At 38.4% G+C, this 17481-nt stretch carries 15 protein-coding genes; 5 read left to right on the top strand and 10 right to left on the bottom strand.

Annotated elements, in window-relative coordinates:
• Positions 1–27: 27 nt before the first annotated feature.
• From EHQ49_RS02630 to EHQ49_RS02650, 5 genes are read right to left on the bottom strand one after another with little or no spacing between them, the layout of a single operon-like run.
• Positions 28–804: a cobalamin-binding protein gene (locus EHQ49_RS02630; protein WP_135576076.1), complete on the bottom strand. Its 777-nt coding sequence runs from the start codon at positions 802–804 to the stop codon at positions 28–30.
• A 3-nt stretch (positions 805–807) separates the two neighbouring features.
• Positions 808–1503 (bottom strand): potassium channel family protein, encoded by a 696-nt coding sequence (locus EHQ49_RS02635; RefSeq protein WP_135576078.1) that lies wholly within the window; start codon positions 1501–1503, stop codon positions 808–810.
• Between the two features lie 7 nt (positions 1504–1510).
• A complete protein-coding gene (locus EHQ49_RS02640) occupies positions 1511–3328 on the bottom strand; it encodes a TrkH family potassium uptake protein (RefSeq protein WP_135576079.1) in 1818 nt (605 codons plus the stop codon).
• Positions 3325–4017, bottom strand: coding sequence for a hypothetical protein (locus tag EHQ49_RS02645; protein ID WP_135576081.1), 693 nt, complete (start codon positions 4015–4017; stop codon positions 3325–3327). Before EHQ49_RS02645 ends, EHQ49_RS02640 begins: the two co-directional genes overlap by 4 nt.
• Before the next feature lie 30 nt (positions 4018–4047).
• A complete protein-coding gene (locus tag EHQ49_RS02650; protein ID WP_135576083.1) occupies positions 4048–5358 on the bottom strand; it encodes an amidohydrolase family protein in 1311 nt (436 codons plus the stop codon).
• 17 nt (positions 5359–5375) lie between these two features.
• Here EHQ49_RS02650 and EHQ49_RS02655 point away from each other — a divergent pair, with 17 nt between their 5' ends.
• Positions 5376–6731, top strand: coding sequence for an MATE family efflux transporter (locus EHQ49_RS02655; RefSeq protein WP_135576085.1), 1356 nt, complete (start codon positions 5376–5378; stop codon positions 6729–6731).
• A 15-nt stretch (positions 6732–6746) separates the two neighbouring features.
• Positions 6747–8498 carry a patatin-like phospholipase family protein gene (locus tag EHQ49_RS02660; RefSeq protein ID WP_135576087.1) on the top strand — a complete coding sequence of 584 codons (1752 nt, stop codon included), beginning with the start codon at positions 6747–6749 and terminating at the stop codon, positions 8496–8498.
• 131 nt (positions 8499–8629) lie between these two features.
• On the opposite strand, the gene EHQ49_RS02665 is transcribed toward EHQ49_RS02660, so the two are convergent.
• The 3 genes from EHQ49_RS02665 to EHQ49_RS02675 are packed head-to-tail and all read right to left on the bottom strand — an operon-like array spanning position 8630 to position 11251.
• The gene (locus tag EHQ49_RS02665; protein WP_135576089.1) at positions 8630–9631 is read right to left on the bottom strand and encodes an SPFH domain-containing protein; all 1002 of its coding nucleotides are present in this window, start codon (positions 9629–9631) and stop codon (positions 8630–8632) included.
• A gap of 17 nt (positions 9632–9648) precedes the next feature.
• The gene (locus EHQ49_RS02670) at positions 9649–10179 is read right to left on the bottom strand and encodes an LIMLP_15305 family protein (protein WP_135576091.1); all 531 of its coding nucleotides are present in this window, start codon (positions 10177–10179) and stop codon (positions 9649–9651) included.
• A 1-nt stretch (position 10180) separates the two neighbouring features.
• Positions 10181–11251: a zinc ribbon domain-containing protein gene (locus EHQ49_RS02675; RefSeq protein ID WP_135576093.1), complete on the bottom strand. Its 1071-nt coding sequence runs from the start codon at positions 11249–11251 to the stop codon at positions 10181–10183.
• Positions 11252–11327: 76 nt separating this feature from the next.
• Here EHQ49_RS02675 and EHQ49_RS02680 point away from each other — a divergent pair, with 76 nt between their 5' ends.
• Together EHQ49_RS02680 and EHQ49_RS02685 are read left to right on the top strand one after the other, a co-directional pair.
• Positions 11328–13166, top strand: a complete 1839-nt coding sequence (locus EHQ49_RS02680; protein WP_135576095.1) for a DUF1553 domain-containing protein — start codon at positions 11328–11330, stop codon at positions 13164–13166.
• A gap of 9 nt (positions 13167–13175) precedes the next feature.
• Positions 13176–14462 carry a DUF1501 domain-containing protein gene (locus EHQ49_RS02685; RefSeq protein ID WP_135576097.1) on the top strand — a complete coding sequence of 429 codons (1287 nt, stop codon included), beginning with the start codon at positions 13176–13178 and terminating at the stop codon, positions 14460–14462.
• Here EHQ49_RS02685 and EHQ49_RS02690 read toward each other — a convergent pair.
• Both EHQ49_RS02690 and EHQ49_RS02695 read right to left on the bottom strand, forming a co-directional pair.
• Positions 14459–14989: a hypothetical protein gene (locus EHQ49_RS02690; protein WP_135576098.1), complete on the bottom strand. Its 531-nt coding sequence runs from the start codon at positions 14987–14989 to the stop codon at positions 14459–14461. The two genes, EHQ49_RS02685 and EHQ49_RS02690, sit on opposite strands and share 4 nt — an antisense overlap.
• 1 nt (position 14990) lies before the next feature.
• Positions 14991–16298: a porin gene (locus EHQ49_RS02695; RefSeq protein ID WP_135576100.1), complete on the bottom strand. Its 1308-nt coding sequence runs from the start codon at positions 16296–16298 to the stop codon at positions 14991–14993.
• Positions 16299–16444: 146 nt separating this feature from the next.
• Between EHQ49_RS02695 and gmd the strand changes: the two genes are divergently transcribed.
• Entirely contained in the window at positions 16445–17461 is a 1017-nt protein-coding gene (gmd, locus tag EHQ49_RS02700; RefSeq protein ID WP_135576103.1) for a GDP-mannose 4,6-dehydratase, read from the top strand.
• Positions 17462–17481: the final 20 nt, after the last annotated feature.

Here is a 17481-nt window from a genome sequence, read left to right on the forward strand (position 1 = left end):
ATTACAGAGAAATGACAAAGAGGGAAATTAGAATGAGGAAAAGATCTCTTTCAGTTTAGGAATTCCTTCTAGAAACAAAGCAGGACCTGGTTGTAATATAATACTTGGATCCATTTCAAAAATTTTGTTATTTTGGATGGCTGAAATGTTTTGCCATTCGGGTTTGTTTCGCACCCAATCCCAGTCCATAACTTTCCCACACCAAGAACCTACGTAAATATCGGGATTGGCATCTGTAACCTCTTCGGCCGTGATGATCCGGTCTTTGGCTAGTTTTCTGTCCTTTAGATGCGAAAAACTGTCTACTCCACCAGCAAGTTCGATTGCTTCGCTCACCCATTGGATTCCCGTGATGATGGGTTCGTCCCATTCTTGGAAGAATACTTTGGGTTTGTTTGTTTTGGATTCGTTTTCCTGTTTCCAAAGGGTGATCTGATTTTGCCATTCTTCGATGAGAGATTTTGCCTTTTCGGCTTGGCCCACAAGATTTCCTAGCATTTGCATATTGGATAGTATTTCAGAAATGGATCTTTGGTTGAAGATTAGAACATTTAACCCTCGTTCAATGAGGTCTTTAGCAAGTTGGGATTGGATATCAGAAAAACCAATGACTAGGTCTGGTTCGAGGGCGGTTATTTTTTTCAGATTTCCACTGATAAAGGCAGAGACTTTTGTTTTTTCTTCCTTTGCCTTTGATGGTCTTTCCGTATAAACCGAAATTCCTACAATTCGCTTTTCTTCACCTAACAGATACAACATCTCTGTTGGTTCTTCGGTCAAACAAATGATTCTTTCTGGACCCATGGTTTAAGTTTCCAAAAAACGTGCTAAATCAGTTTGAGATCCAAACAAAACAATGATATCGTCTTCTTTGAGAACTGTGTTTCCATGAGGAATTCCTAAGATTTTTTCGCTTTTGGAATCAGAAACACGTTTGGCTTCTTTACTGATTGTGGGGCGTTTGATGGTGATTACATTGATATTGTATTTATGACGTAGGTCAGCTTCCGCAATTGTTTTATTGATGTAACCTTTGGGGACAGTCACTTCAACCACACTGTATTCATCAGAAAGTAAAAAACTAGAACGCATTCCAGAAAAGGATAATGTTTCTGCCATACTTCTTGCTGCTCTTTCTTCTGGATTAAAAAGATCTTTGATTCCAAGAAGTTCCAAAACTTTCATTTGTAATGGAGTTTGGTAACGTGCGTAAATATTTTTGACACCACATTTTTTTAAACTATCAGCGCAGATGATAGAAGTTTCAAAATCATCAGCAAGAGCAATGACAGCGTAATCCACATCAGCAATACCTTGCGATCGTAATGCATGTTCATCGGTGGCATCCAGGGTGACTGCAATGGTTACATAATCTTTGATGGAATCAATGATCATTGGGTCTTTATCAATGGCAATGACTTCATGCCCATCATCAAAAAGATAACGAACAAATAAATTTCCAAAACTTCCAATTCCAATGACCGCTATCTTTTTTCTTTGCATACCAAATTTAACCTACAACCACATATTCTTTCGGATATTCATACGAGATACGATCTACTTTTTTAGAGAGGGCAACAAGTAAGGTCAAAATTCCGACTCTTCCTACAAACATTACGGTACAAATGATGATTTTTCCATAATCACTTAAATGAGGAGTGAGATCACGGGTCAAACCAACAGTCCCGAAAGCAGACACCACTTCATAACATAAATCGATAAAATTTGCATTCTCTGTTAACAACAAACAAAAGATGGCAATAAATATCACAAATAAAGAAAGAACGATGGTTGCACTGGCTCTTGCAATTGATGAGTTGGCAATCGTTCGGTGGTCTATTTCCATTCTATCTTTTCCACGTATTTCGTTGGTAATGTTTAACAAAGAGATGGCAAAGGTTGTGGTTTTGATTCCACCTCCTGTGGAAACGGGAGAGGCACCCACCCACATCAAAAAGAAGGAAATAAAGGTAATGGGAAAACCCATTTGACTTAACTCTAATGTATTAAACCCGGCCGTCCTTGTGGTTACCGAATAAAACAAAGAATGAAAAATTTGTTCTGTAGTTGTGAGTCCTCTTAAACTTAAGTTTAACTCTAAAAAATAATAGGAAACCCAACCAAATAACAAAAGTGAACCGGTAGTCCAAAATACAAGTTTGGATGTGACAGACCATCGAAACTTATAATCAAAAGGATTAGAAAGTCTCGTTCGAATTTGAAATAAAACAGGAAATCCAAGTCCCCCAAGAATAATGAGAAACATAATTACAGATAAAAATCCTTCCGAATGTTTGAAGGCTTCTGTTGCAAGTCCATTCGGTAACAAACTAAAACCAGCATTACAGAATGCAGAAATAGAATGAAAGATAGAATAATATATTTTTTCGGACAAAGCTATGGGATAGTTAGAAGGAAAACTATAAAACAATAATAAAGCCCCGATCGATTCAATGACAAGTGTTTGTATGGTAATTTGTTTTAAAATTTCTTTAGCGCGACCCATTGTTTCTTCCGAAAGAAGGTCTTTGATCATCATTGTATCACTTACGGAAACTTTTCCGGCAAGAAAGATGGAAAAAAAACTGGTTAAGGTCATAAGACCAAGTCCACCCACTTGGATGAGAAGTAATACTACCAATTGACCGGTTAAAGTGAATTGACTCCCCAATGTAACAGTAGAAAGACCTGTCACACAAGTGGCACTGATTGTTGTGAACACAATATCAATGGAATTTACAGTTCCATTTGTAGATTTTGGGAAATGTAAAAAACAAATACCCAGTAGAATGATAAAGGCAAAAGAAGATACAAATACAATGGATGGATTTAATTTTTTAGAATTATTTTTTCTGGAAAGCCGAAAGAAATGTGCTAAATTGGAAAACAAAAACAAAACTTGGTTGGCTGATAAAAAGATGAGTGTGGTATCATCTCCAGAAATATGATAAGATTTTAAAACAGAAATTATATCTTTTTCATAGATAAATTCTAATCCTAACATAAGTAAAATGATAAGTTCTATTTTATGAAGAGAGATGTATTCCTTCCATCGTTTGTTTGTAAAAATTAAATGAATGGATTCATAAAAAATAAAAAATGATACGAGTGTTCGAATAGAAAAAGTAACATAGATCTTCCATGATTCTGAATAATAGAATCCAAAATCTAAAATCAAAATGGTAACAGATAAAAATCCAAATAAAATATATATGGTTCTTCCGATCCAACGAAAGTTTTCTATATAAACTTTTCGAATCTCATATCTTTGGGTATCTAAGTATTGAAAAAGGTGTGCTAAAAGAACGAAGAATCGTTTGAACTTCAAGGGAAAACTTCAGCTAGTTGTTTTTTCTTTTCGCGATGTTCTTCTAATCTTTGCCTATCTACATAGGCATTTGCTCCAGAAAGGCCTGTACTACCTGTAATTAGAATTCCACTTGCCAAAGCAGATTTTTGCATAGCTACAGGAAGTAGTGCCACTCCACCTGCAGAGGCAATCAATGCAAATGGTAAGGTTAAAAAGAAAATGATATATGCTCTGCGAAACTTAGTTTCTTCGTAAACAGCTTCTTCATCGAACTCTTCTTTTTGTTTTTTCTTTAACTCTTGTTTGGTTCTACTTTTTTGTAATTGGTTTTGGAGTGCTTGTTCGTTAATTTCGCCGGTTAATGGGTTAATCGGTGAGTTTTGTAAACCAGTCAAACTATATGGATTGGATGCAGTTTGGCTGGAATTGGCTGTGGTTCTGGAATTGGTTAAAGCACCTGCCCCAGGAATGGATTCAATTCCACTATATTGTGTTTTTACGTTTTTTGGGGTGGCAAGCGCTGGTGTTTCGAACTTCGGAGGAAGTGTAACATCTTGCAAAACATTGGATTCTGGATCCGATTTTGGAAGGTTCCTTAGGTCATAATTGTTTGTGTCATAAAATCCTTCTTTGGTTTGGCCAAGTAGTGGCCCCATCACCAAAGGAATTACAATCATTGGCACAAATATTTGGGAAAAAACCCGCATACATTCCAGTTTACCTTATCCGTATCAGGGTCAATCCAATTCACGACCAGAAAGTTTGGTGGATCTGTAAGAAAATGACTTTTCCCGGATGGATTCCAAATCTTTTTCGGAAACACCTGCCGTATGTGCATGTCCATATTCTTCTGACATAGTGGTTCCAAATAGTCCCGGATCATCGGAACCAATCGTTAACTTCAAATCATTTTGTAAGAACCTTGAGATGGGGTGATCAATATGTGATTCTAACATTCCAATATACAAATTTGAAGAAGGACAACATTCAATGACAGTATCTGTATTCGCTATAGTAGACATAACATAGTTTTGAAAGGTATGTAAGTATTGGGATTGTGTTTCATCAAAAGGAATTGTGAGAAGTTCGGAATCAGATTTGTTTTTTAGTTCGTTTCGTTTGCGTTCAAGTTCTTCTTTTGCATAGAACGGACCAAAACTTGTGATTTCATCATAAGAATCCAACTCACATTCGATTTGGTCTTTGGCTTCCGATACAAGTTCCGTTCTTTCATCCCCTAAAAAATAATCCGAATCAATTCCAAGAGCCAAAGCGTGACCGAGTCTATGTGCTCCATTCATTGCTGATTCTAAAACCCAACGAACGGCTGAAAAGGGAGTTTTGTCTCTAAAACTTTCACCAACATGATAGAGAATCGAAAGGGCAGTACTTGGACCTACTTTGTTGTCCTTAATTACAGATTGGAAAAAAGTTTTTTTGTCTTTAGGTGGATGTCCTTCTTCTATATGACAGAAATCAATTCCAACAAGACCATTACGTATGGCAGATTCTTTTTCCATCCAATTTTTCATCCAATCATAATGTTTCTCAAAATTGATATCTCTATGTAAGGACATCACAAGTTTTCCTTGGATGGATTTCCCTTCTTTTTTGGCGGATTCTTCTCCTCTTGAGAGTCCTTCCAAACAAGCCATAAGTTTTGTGTAAAAAATTTCTTTTGGTTCTTCCTTTCCAAACATCAAACGATATTCAGCATAACTAATATCTTCCAAACTATTAGATAACACAACATCGTGGGTTACTTCTGTAATTTCTCTTTCATCAAACTTAACTAAGGCGATGATAAGATTGAATTTTGCTTGGAAATGTAAAAATGGTGCCTTTTCTCGAAAGTGATAGAGTTTGGAAAAATCTTTCAGGTCTGCATAATCTTCGAAAAACGTTGAAGGTCGTATTTTTACTCCATACGCTTTTTCGTAGGAATCTAAATACAAATGCCAACGAGGGTCGGGGTTATTTTTTCCAATTCGGAACAAAGTTTCAGGGGGTAAACATCCATAAAGGTGGTTGTGTAGATCGCAATACATATAAGAATGACAAAACTATGCTTCACAAAATTAGACGCATCTTGCAGCCAACTAGATTGAATCAGAAAATTCTTGGATTAGCAATCCCAGTTTTTTTTGGAATGATCAGTTATACTGCCATCATGGTAGCAGACACTGCTATGGTGGGAAAATTGGGAGAGGTTCCTCTCGCCGCAGTTGGATTCGGAGGAATGGTTTATTTCTCTATATTTGCCTTCCTTATGGGTGGGTCCATGGCGGTTCAAATCATCGTCGCACGTCGATTTGGCGAAAAAAATGATAGAGGGGTAGGAATCACACTAATCAATTCTGTTTATTTATCCTTTGTTTTAGGAGCATTACTTTCCTATTTTGGATTCATTTACGCTCCAGAACTTATGGGTTGGATCGGAGATGATCCACAAGTGATTGAAGTAGCAGGTGTATATCTATCCTACCGATTTTTAGGAACCGTTCTCTTTTTTGTGGGATTCGCTTTGCGTGGATTCTTTGACGGAATTGGAATTGTGCAAGTGGGTATGATTTCTTCTATGTTAGCGGCGGTTACAAATATCTTTTTTAACTGGTTATTGATTTTCGGAAATTGGGGATTTCCGGCTTGGGGAGTTAAGGGTGCAGCGATCGCATCGAGTTTGTCTTCTATACCTTCCCTTCTTATCGTGGTATTTTATTTTTTCCGCAAAGATGTCATCAAATTCTTTCAGTATCAAATCTTTGCACCAAGTATCGCTACAATCAAAGAACTTTGTATGGTTGGGTTTGCACCAGCTGTTGAAGGAACACTCGTAAACTTTGCGTTTTCTGGATTTTATAAAATTGCAGGAATGATTAGCACAACCACTCTTGCTTCGGCTAGTGTTGTATTAACATGCCTTAGTTTGTCTTTTATGCCAGGTTTCTCTTTTGGAATTGCAGCCACGACCATTCTCGGTCAATCTATGGGTCAGGGAAAACTTCGTTTGGCTTATGAAGGAACCATGCGTTCGGCCACTTTTTCTGCGATTGTGATGGGAAGTATGGGGCTATTTTTTATTATCGGTGGCCCTTGGCTCATTGGTATGTTTACCGATGTTCCTGCGGTTGCAAAAGTAGCTTACCCTGCTCTTTGTATTGTTGCCCTCATCCAAGTGGGAGATGCCTATCATATGGTCATTGGTTCGGCACTTCGTAGCGCGGGAATGATGTACTATGTGATGTTTGTTTATCTCATCGTTTCCTTTCTGATTATGTTACCTTTGGCCTATTTACTCGGGATAGTCCTAGCATGGGGAAATTATGGAATCTGGTCTGCGTTTTTTATTTGGATTTTACTGATGGCAGTGCTTTTTGTCAGAAAATTTCGTAAGAAGGAGTGGGTGAACATACGAATTTAATAGAACGAGGGGAAAATGAAACGAACAGAATTAGAAAGGCAGGCCATCCAAAAATTTTTAAAGTCTGTGGATTTGTTCAAAAAACTTCCCCCTGCCGTTTTATTACGACTTTCTAACAATGTCCAAGAAAAACTAGTTCGAAGCCACGAAGCTCTCTATTACAAAGGAGAGTCTTCGGAATCGATTTATATTGTTAGATATGGTGAAATTCTTCTAGAAAACGTATCTGGCCAAAGTCATGTATATGTGGGTTCGGGCCAAGTGTTGGCTGAGAATTCACTCATCTCCAGTTCCAACCATTCCACTTCCGCCATTGCTGTGATTGATTCTCTTGTTTATGTTTTGAATGGAAAATTGTTTTTACAATTGGCATCTCAGGAAAAAGTTTTTGCACAAAACATCATTCAAATGATGGGATCTCGGATGCGAGAAAACTTAAACAGATCCAATCATCAAGACAGTTTTATCGGATTACGCAGGTTATGTGTTCATGTTCCTTTGGAACCTGAATACCATTTTGGTGAGAAAGTTAAATCGTTTATAGATGAATATGGTGAAGCCACCAAAAAACTTTCGTCTGCGATTCCCATTTCTACTTTTAAAGGAATGGACCCTACTCAAATTTCAGAGTATCTAACCAATCTTAGAAACAAAACTCCCTTACTTCATATTTATTTTGATGAATCCACATCCAGAATGGATTTACATTATTTGGTAGTTCAATCAGACTTCATTGTTTTTTGGGAAGATGAACCTGAAAAGTTCTATAAAGAAAAAGAGGAAATCATTCAATTTTGGAAAAGTCGAATTCGTAACTTCGAAGGTCGTGCCATTCGTATGATGGAAAGTGGGGTTCGTAAAAGTTATCTTCCTCAAGACCAATCTCTCAAAAACTTTTACCAAAAAGATACACTCGCAAGATACTTGGTCTCCAAAACGAGAGGACTGGCCTTAGGTGGTGGTGGCGCCAGAGCCCTTGCACATGTGGGGCTATTGAAAGTTTTACATAGAGAAGGAATCCATTTTGATTTTGTATCGGGTGCTTCTATGGGTGCTGTGATCGCTGCTTTGTATGCGAGAAAAAACTCTCCTGAAGAAATAGAAGAAATGATCAAAAAATTCTTTGGTGGATTAGAGAGTGCTTTTGATCCAACATTGCCAGTCGTTGCTTTTTTCAAAGGAAAACGAATGAAGCGAATGTTAAAGAAAGGATTTGGGGACCAAAGAATTGAAGAACTTCCACTTCCTTTTGCAACATCTGCTGTAGATTTACAAACAGGGAAAGAACATATTTTTGACCAAGGCCCTATAACGGAAGCGCTCACAAGTGCCATGAGTTTACCAGGTGCTTTTCCTCCTTACCAGCTTGGTGAAAAGTTGTTAGTTGATGGAGGAATGATCAATAACGTTCCTGAAAATCTTATTCGTACAAAAGGTGCGGATGTTGTTATGGGTATTAATGTTTCACCTATGCAAGAAATTGTCCCGGTAAAACTTTTTGAAGATCGGAACACAACAGAAAAAGGATTCTTTCGATATATTTGGGATACTCTCAAATACCCACCGATTTTACAGATTATGACAAGGACCATCACTTTGGAAGGTAGAGAGATCACTAGGCTCAAGCGCCCCAAACTGGATCTTTTTGTTCACTTCCATTTAGAGGAATTTCAGTTATTTGATTTTGCTCGTTACCAAGAGATCATTGATAAGGGTGAACAAGAAGCCGAAGCCAATTTAGCAGAGATCAAACAGTTATTTTCATAATAGAAAATGAATCTGTAAATTTTATATTTATATGATTTTATTGGATTAGAATTGTAAATTTGAATATTTCTAATCACAACCTAACAAACATTTTTTTCTAGATTGTGATTAGAAATGAGTAAAATCAGTTTTTATAAAGAGGAAAGGATCTCTTTTTTCTTCGCTTCAAATTCCTCTGCGTTGATGAGACCCTGATCCAGTAATCCTTTTAGTTTTGCAATCCGTGCTGCTGGATCATTAGCGGCCGGTGCTGCACCACCAGTTTGTCCGCCTCCCCCTTGGTTCATCATATTGCCCATCATCTGGCCCATATTCATCCCCATTCCCATGCCCATACCGGCACCCATAGCACCACCACCTTGGCCTTCGTTTTCGGCAGCTGCTTGTCCAATATCGAACATTTTCTTTTGTTGGTATTTGTCTCCGAGCATATCGATTTCGAATTTATCGGTAATGATTTTTTGAATTCGTTGGTAGTTGGGATCGTTTTGATCAAAGTTCACCGATGAAACGTTAAACTCTGTTAAATCAATTCCATATTTTTCAAATTCAGGTGCGAGTTTGACTTTTCCGGCCGTGGAACTTTCATCTCTAAACTTATTAATTTCTACAACAGATGTATTGTTGTTTAGGATCACTTCAGAAATGAAATCACCAATCCCACGAACGATATTTGGTTTTAAAAATTCATCAATAGATTCGTTTGTCGTTCTATTTCCTCCTTTGACTACATTGAGTAAAAAGGATTTAGAATCTTTGATACGAAATTTGTAATCACCGAAGGCACGGATGTTGAGGACAATTTTGTATTTAGGATCTTCTAAAGGGATAGGTGTGTTTGTTCCCCATTTCATTGCAAAGATGGCTTTGTTTACATAATAAACTTCTGCTGTGAAGGGAGTTTTGCCACCAAACGGAAGATTGACGAGAGCTTCGAGGATGGGAATGTTTCCTGTTTTTAAGGTATGAGTCCCTGGCCCAAAGGTATCCAAAGCCTTTCCTTCTTTAAAAAAGATGGCTTCTTGGTTTTCGTCAACGACGAGTTGTCCTGCGGTACTGATTTCGTCAGAGGGATATTTCCAAACAATTTCATTGGGACTTCCTTCGAATTTAATTCTATCTATTAGTGCCATTTTACTTTTTCCTTATCTTATTTTTTTAAAAAGATTGAGTTTCTTGCTTCGAACTGTGTTTCAAAATCTAAAAACAATTTGTTTATAGATTCAATTGCCGCTTCTGGGTTTGAGGCGAACGATGTGGGAAGAGTATCTAAAATTTCTTTTTGGAGTTCTCCTACTTTTGTTAACATTCCAAAATCATGGTTCAGTAAATTTTCTAATTCTTCCTGTGTGGCTTTGACACCAGTGCCAAGGCCGTTTAATCCGTAACCAGCAGAATTTACTTTCATAATGATTCGATCGAGAAGTGTAGTTGCCGAGTTGGTTTTTCCGATATTTTGGATTTGTGCCTTTTGTACAAAACCTTCTTCTAGTTTTCGAAAACTTTCTTTAAAGGATGTGAGAATTCCTCCCAATTCTTTTCGAATGAGAAGATCTGTTTTTTCAAACTCTTGGTTAGCAAGGGCTTCTTCAAAAAGTTTTGTTTCTTTTAAGAACTTTCGAATCGGATCTTGTTCGTTCTTAAAACGCTCTAATGTTGTTTTTAACCACGTTTGGTCCATTTTATTCCTCTGTCGCACTTCCTTCTAACGTTTGTATGGTGTCGCATGTGATGTAATTAAAGATGACACTTTTTTCTGATTGGTATAAAGCTTTGGCTGGAAGTGATTTCCACTTTGTTTGGTCAAATTCGCAGTCATGTTTTTCCCCTTTCGTTTCTCCGCTAGACTCCGCAAAATAAACCATATACTTTTCTGTTTTAGGCCCGAGACGTTCACAACCAATACTGGTACTGGAACATTCGCGAATTTGGGGAGTGGGCCAATATGGTTCTTGCGTTGTTCCAAATCCTTTCGCTACTGCATTGCGATCAAAGGCCCATTTATCAATCCGGTAACTGCAATGATCATCGTAGACTGGTTCTTGTCTGTATTTAGTGGAACAACTTTCACTTTCGGAAAATGTTCCGTCCCCACGATCCGAACGAACTGTATGGCAGTCCTCTCCATCAGGGATACTGTTGTAACTTCTGATCTGACGACTTCTGGACACACTGTACGCACCCATAGGCATGGAGTCACACCATTCTGATTCGGAGACAGGTTTGAATTGGTCGATGGCAATGGAACGAGACCATTCATGATGAGTGATTTGTAGTTCTACTTTTTCTGTCCATAAAACACCGAGACAAACAAATCCTATCCCACCGAAGACAATGGTTCCCAATAACCACAATACCCATTTGGGAGTTTTCGGATGGGGTTTGATGAATTCAGAATTCTCAAAAGCTAAATCTTCTTTTGCTTTTTGGACAGAGTCTTCAGTAACACCATCTTGGTCGGATCGCAGTTTTACGTTTTGTGCCCCATCGAGCGAACCCCCACAGTTTCCGCAGAAAGTGGCTTTGGCACCATTGGCAGTTTGGCAAAAAGGACAAACCTTATCTGCGCCGTAGTAAATATGGTCCTGGACGGCCACCTTGTCTGCATCATTGGGAAAGTATCTACGGTTTGGGTCTTGAGTGGCTCCACAATTGGGACAATGCCTATGCGTTTTACCGAGTAGTTTTTTGGAACCGCAGAATTCACAGTCCCAAAGCATTTCATAGATTTTTTCTTCTGCCATCGCAACCAAGGTTTATCCGCAAAAAATTGACTTTTGCAAGAAAAATATTTTCAAATCCCAAAATCCAACCTAGAATCCTTAGGATATGAGATTGGTACTAAATCTAATTCTTAAATTCCGATATTTAATTCTCTCAATTTTCTTTTTAATTCTTTCGGTGGGTTATGTTTTTTCCCGTTCAAAACAGAATGCAGTTCATCCATTAGATAGTTTGTATTTGAAATTATCACCTAATATTGCTAAGGTGGATAGGAAAATTTCCTTTCGAAGGCTTTCCCTCCATTTACGTGGTGTGATTCCTAGTGTGAGTGAATGGAAAGAATTAGATTCCTTACCTGAGGATCAAAACCTAGAATCGTTTGCAGTCAGTTTTCTAAAACAACCTGACTTTGCTGAATATTGGGGAACTAAGTTTACTTCAATGTTACGAGACAAATCCAAAGGGCGAAAAATTCCAACAGGTGCTTTTTTTCAATACATTGCGAGTTCTCTTCATAAAAACAAACCCTATGACCAATTGGTACAAGAGATGTTAAACTCTAGTGGTTCGGTGAATGAATCGCCGGCCACTTTATTTTACATTCGGGATGGGGCAGATCCTTTACAAACAGCGGAGTATGTCGGTCGACTTTTTTATGCAAAACGAGTAGCATGTGCTAGGTGTCATGATCATCCGTATATTTCTGATTTTACAAGAAGGGATTATTATGCACTCGCTGCATTTTTTAGCCAACAATTCTTTCGTGATGGTTCTTGGGAAGTCAATCGATATGGAAAATCTTTTAGTTATGTTCCAAGAGAATTAGAAGTTCATCTTCCAATGGAAGACCAAAAAAATCTCCAAGATAAAAACAATGAATGGAACAGAGACAATTGGAACAAATGGACGGATGAACAAAGAAAAGACTACCAAAAAAAACATGAAGTCACATATGCAACGTTATACTACGAACCAAAACTTGGTTTACGGTTCCCCCATACAGATGATGCACCCGGTGGGGATTTAGTTCGACCCAAATTTTTAGATGGAAAAGAAGCCAAATTAAAACCTGGCGATGATCGAAGAAAGGTTTTTGCCAATTGGTTGACTGATAAATCCAATGATCGCTTTCGCAAAGTGATCATCAATCGAGTATGGACGGAACTCATGGGTTGGAGTTTTTTCACTCCTTTAGATGATTGGAATGAAGACACTGTTGTGACTGGGGAAGAGATTCTAAACCACCTCGATTCTTATTTTTTAACAAACAATTTCAAACTAAAAGAATTGATTTTATACATTGTAACCTCGAATGCATATAGTCGTTCTCTTACAAGTAGTGTAAACGATCAAGATTCCATTCGGTATTTTGCACCCAAACGATTGGATAGTGACCAACTTCTTAACTCTCTTATCCGAATTTCTGATTCCCAAAAGATCAGTAACATTCGTGAAAGAAATCTATCTTGGTTTACAGGTCTTATAAGCCAAAAACCTTACGATTTAACTGGTACAGGTTCAGTTCGTTTTCCTCAAGATAACTTAAAAGAATTTTCAAACGCCGTCGAAGTGGAAAGGCCTGCTCCTTATCACACGATGTTATCGGTATTTGGTTCTGGTCCTCGTGTGGATATCTCTGACGATATTGATGAGTTGACCATAGAACAAATGTTAACACTAATGAATGGCCGTGTGGTTGGGAAACTCGTTTGGGATTTTGGTAGTAAAGAGTCCCTTGTAAAACAAGAATTTGACCAAGTAAAGTCAATGGATCAAATAATTGGTAATCTTTATTACCGACTTCTTGGACGTCTTCCTTCGAATGCAGAAAAGGAAAAAATAAAAACGTTTATGGTCAAACCAGATAATGTTTTTGATAAAGACTTACTCCAAGACATTCTCTGGGCTCTCATCAACAGCCAAGAGTTCCAACATACTAACTAAGGAATTACAATGGATCGCAAAGAATTTTTTAAAAAATCAATGATTAGTTTGGGAATCAGTCCCTTTTTGTTTTCCTCCAATCCTTTTGGTAGTTTACGAGCTGCAGAAGAAGAGGAATCGATAGTTCTTCCTTCTAAGGTAAAGTCAGTCATCTTTATCGAAATGATGGGAGGAATGAGCCATGTAGACACCCTTGATCCCAAACCAAATAGTGTGTTTGCGAAAGTAAATTCCAGTATCTCTGGGCTTTCTCTATTGGAACCTTTTTCTCTTACCGCCAAACAATTACATACGATTGGAATCGTCAAATCCACTTGGAGCGAAGAAGGGGATCACGGTTTTGCCCAGATGTTACTCGGAACCGGATACCGAATGACAGAAGCTATGGGTTTTCCTGATATTCCCCATTTTGGTGCTGTGATTGCTTATGCCAAAAAATCAAAAATCAAATCATCATATTTTCCAAGTTATGTGACGATTGGGGGTAGGGGAGGGAAAAATGGGAATTCTGGATTTTTAGGAATCGATTATTCTGGTTATCATGTTGGCAATGTAGATGAACCCATCCAACATTTCAATCCATCCTATGGAAAATTTTCCGAAGATCGGATCCTTAGAAGAAAGGATTTGGTTTCTTTTTTAAATGCAGAGTTTTCTAAAACTTATCCCACGAATGAGTCGAAACATTGGAAAAATATGCTCGTGGCCGCAGAAGAATTTCGAAGTTCTAAAAACATCGATAGTTTTCGCATCAGTTTGGAAGATGAAAAAACTAGGGCACGGTATGGAACGACTTGGCAAGGTAAAGCGATGTTGTTAGCCAAACGACTTGCGACTCAGGAAGTTCCCTTCATCCATATTTCCATCGGTGGTTTTGACACTCATACGGGCAACAAAGCACAAATCACAAAAATCATGAAAGAAACAGATATGGGGATTGCTGCGTTATTAGAAGATCTAAATAACACTGGTCTCATTAAACAAACGTTATTTGTGCTTACCAGTGAATTTGGAAGGACACCTGATGTGGGGTCAAGGGATGGCCGTGACCACCATCCCAAAGTTTGGTCGACCTTACTTGGTGGTGGCCCTTTTGCCAAAGGTTATGTTTTGGGGGAAACGGACGAAACAGGATCGAAACCTTTAAAACCAACAGAAGCACTCCATGTTAGGGATTTAGTTGCCACCATTTATAAAGCAGCAGGAGTGGATCCCGAAGCCTCTCTCACCAATTCCTTTGGCCGTCCTTTTCTTTTAACTACAAAGAAAGCCAAAGTATATGAAGATTTGTTTTAGTTTTTTTGTGCTTTCTCTATACAAAGATAAGCATTGAGGAGAATGCCATCCGTAGAGGTTACCTTGTCACCGGGGTTTAAATAGGTTTCGGAAAAGATGGCACCTGCCCCATAACTTTGGCAATTGGCAATGGCAGATTCATAACTGTCATTTGGTTTCACATACACCACTGTATTTACCTTTGTTGTGTCTCCATTAGGTTGGTAACGACAAACTCCTACCAAATTTTGAACGGAACATTTTACCGAGGATCTTGTATAAGGAGGAGCACAATTGATCTCTTCTTTTGTAGTCGAATAATGTTCAAAACAAGATGGTGAATAATTAGAAGATGCCGAACAAGATCCTAACAATTGAAAAGTACCAGTAAAACCAGACCTTCCTGCATTGATGCCTGCAAGATACATAGTTTGTAAACACTGGTTTTGTGTTTCTTGTTTTTTATCATCTCTTTGCGCCTTACAATGAGTGAGAGAATGACAAACTAACAGGAGTAAAGTGATTGTGAGTTTAAAATTTGGCTTCATTTTAATAGAATACCTGTATTTGGGTTCGAACCACATGGTCCCCTTCTGCGGCTGTAGGCGTTCCTGTATAATAGAAATAATCCGTTTGCCATTTCAAATTGTGTTCTGCAAAGTAATAGGAGAGAGCTCCTCCTACTTCCCTAGAATACTTCAAACTGGGATCGGTTTCTCCTAAAGGCCGAAACTCTCCAAATCGAAAACTAAGTTCATAATTATTGATGAATAAATATCCGAATTGAACAAAATGTCCCTGTCCACTTCTAGAATATTCTCTAGAAAGTGCAGAACCCACAGTTCGTTCTATATAAGCAGTATTTGCTCTTCTCCACAACCATTCGTATTGAAAGGAAAAACCCCTCCATTTAAAATAAATGTCTCCGGCCGCATGACTATAATTGAATTTAGCAAATGTAAATTCTGTTCCATGTGTACTTAAGGATCTGTCCGAATTTTTGTTATAAGCACCAGAAACACCGATGGACAATTTGGGTTCTTTGTATCTAGCAAAATCTGTTTCTGATAACCAATCGTTATCGGATCCTGATTTTGACATTCCTCCAAAAGGTGAAAAAATAAACCTAGCAACTGTTAATACTCCGGGTGTTTGTCTTTCCACGCGGTTTCTACCCTGTCCACCGAAAACACCTAAATAATAAGCAAACATTCTTTTGTTACCGAATAGATCTTCGGAGAATAGATAAGTTCCTACGTCACGATCTAAGTTAAACTCGGCTGTTACAGAAGAGCGGTCTACTGTTTGTAACGCTCCAGAAGAATTCCAACGTTGTCTACTATACGGAACCTTCATTTGACCAAAGGCAATTTTCACGTCTCGATATTGATTGTAGATAATATTTGCATCCCGTAATGAGTTTCGTCTTTGGCTTTCCATATCTCGTTCTGCAAATCCCATTTGCAAATTCACAAGCCAAGTATCGTTGAATAAACCTGCTTTGAGTTGTAATCGAGTTCGGCGAACCAAGAAATTCGTTGTGTCCTGGGAAGGGTCCAATTGAAAACTTTGGTTTCCTTGGATTTGGGATCTGAACCGGAGTTGGATATTATGTTTGCCGTCAGTGGAAGTGCCCTTGATTCCTTTTCCGAGGCCGGTTTCCCAATTGGATTTATTTTCTGGTGTAGCCACTACCGGCTCGGAAGGAGCGGTTGGTGGGTTTGTTGGACTAGCTGTATTCGCATTGGATTCGACTTTCGCTTCTGGTTTTTCTTGGGCCCTCAGGGCAAGCGGAAGGAGATAGATACACCAAAGTAGGAATACCGCACGGATTGGATGTGGAATTTTGTGTAACATATCTGTAATTTTTGGAATGATTGTACGTATCAGAATGACTCGAGAAAGTCAAAAAGAAATTGTTTCGACTTTTTGGCAATATTTGCCTTTTCCGACTCATTTTTCCTTTTCTTACCAAAGAAACCTAAAATACTGATCTCTGATCTATGAAAAAAGCACTCATTACCGGAATCACAGGCCAAGACGGTTCCTACCTGGCAGAACTCCTGCTCCAAAAAGGGTACGAAGTCCACGGAATCGTTCGCAGAACCAGCCTTTTCAATCGCAATCGCATTGAACATCTGCACGGAAACCCGAATCTCCACCTTCACTACGGAGATATGACAGATTCCTCTAACCTAAACCGAATTTTAGAAAAAATCCAACCTTCTGAGATCTATAACTTGGCGGCTCAGTCCCATGTGCAGGTTTCCTTTGAGGTTCCTGAATACACGGCAGAAGTGGACGCAGTAGGAACTTTACGTATTTTAGATGCCATCAAACAAACTGGGATCAAATCCCGCTTTTACCAAGCCTCAACGTCGGAACTTTATGGCCTTGTCCAAGAAGTTCCACAAACAGAAAAAACACCATTTTACCCACGTTCCCCTTATGCAGTTGCTAAACTTTATGCTTATTGGGCGGTTGTGAATTATAGAGAAGCGTACGATTTGCACGCATCAAATGGTATTTTATTTAATCATGAATCTCCAAGACGCGGAGAAACCTTTGTGACTAGAAAAATCACACTTGGTGTTTCTGCTGTCAAAGCGGGAAAACTTCCTTTTATTACTATGGGAAATATTGATTCTAAACGGGATTGGGGTTATGCTCCAGACTACGTAGAAATGATGTGGATGATGTTACAACAAGACAAAGCTGATGACTATGTTGTAGCAACAAACGAAACTCATACAGTGCGTGAGTTTATCGAAGAGTCTTATAAAATTGCAGGTTACGAAGTAGTTTGGGAAGGTAAAGACGACAAGGAAGTAGGTAAGGACAAAAAATCCGGTCAAGTTCTTGTTAAAATTGATCCAAAATACTATAGACCAACTGAAGTTGAACTTCTCATTGGAAATCCAGAAAAAGCAAAACGTCAGTTAGGTTGGGAGCCAAAAGTTAAGTTTAAAGAATTGGTTCAAATCATGATGAAAGCTGACTTAAAGGATCAAGGTTTTTAATCACTCACAACGATCTTTCA

It is taken from the genome of Leptospira perdikensis, assembly GCF_004769575.1.
Taxonomy (GTDB): domain Bacteria; phylum Spirochaetota; class Leptospiria; order Leptospirales; family Leptospiraceae; genus Leptospira_A; species Leptospira_A perdikensis.